The sequence below is a fragment of the Liquorilactobacillus oeni DSM 19972 genome (genome assembly GCF_001436275.1).
Taxonomy (GTDB): Bacteria; Bacillota; Bacilli; order Lactobacillales; family Lactobacillaceae; genus Liquorilactobacillus; species Liquorilactobacillus oeni.
The window spans coordinates 1-797 of sequence record NZ_AZEH01000021.1 but is presented as its reverse complement, the minus strand read 5'-3'; the positions used below and the strand labels follow the sequence as shown (position 1 = coordinate 797).

At 46.3% G+C, this 797-nt stretch carries 1 pseudogene; it reads right to left on the bottom strand.

The window, feature by feature from the left end:
* Positions 1-178: 178 nt before the first annotated feature.
* Positions 179-797, bottom strand: a pseudogene (locus FD46_RS02845) (ISL3-like element IS1165 family transposase); the annotation flags it as partial.

The following is a 797-nucleotide window of genomic DNA, read 5'->3' as shown; positions in this document are numbered from 1 at the left end:
AAGGAAGTTTGTCAAATGGTGTTGAAGGATAGTTTCTATCCTTTGGAGATCTCCTCGTGTGGGAGATCTTTTTTGTTGTTTTATTAGTTGCGGCGTTTAATCTGGTGTGTTGTCTGAATATCGTACTTGAAGGCATAACAAATAAGCCTACCATCGTGACGTTATTGTGGTAGATAATCTAGGCAATCAGCTGGTAGACGCGTGTGAACATATTGGCCTGATTGGAGAAGCCATAACAAGCACGTTTGAGCTCCTTGATCTTACGGTTGATGCCCTCTATCGGTCCGTTAGAGTAGGACGATTTGGCGGCGTTAATTACTCCATTAAGATTCTTTCGTAGGGTATGCATGGCCGTATCTAGGGGCGTGCCGTTAGGCTGATAGTTAGTGATGATATTCTTGAGTTCATCAGCGTGACGCCCCATCAAAGCATCGTGGAGATCGATGTAGGTTTCATAAGCTGTTTTGAAGGCCGGAAACGTATCGGTTCCAATATCAATAGCGTTCTGTTCGGTCGAGTACTCATTCAGGCCGAAGAGGTAGCGGCTCTTTTGTGCGTCAGGGTTGGCCTTGTGGAATAGGCGCCATAGTGATTTCAGTACTTTATATTCCCGCGAATGCTTGTCGAGTTGCTTTAAACATTGAGTGCGAATGGTAGCCATCGTCCGGCCCATTAATTGAATAATGTGGAACCGATCAATAATGAGTTCGGCGTTAGGGAATAGTTCGTGCACGAATGCCTGATAGGAGGCGTTCATGTCCATGATGACGCGTTGAACCGCGGCCCGTTCTGCGGTG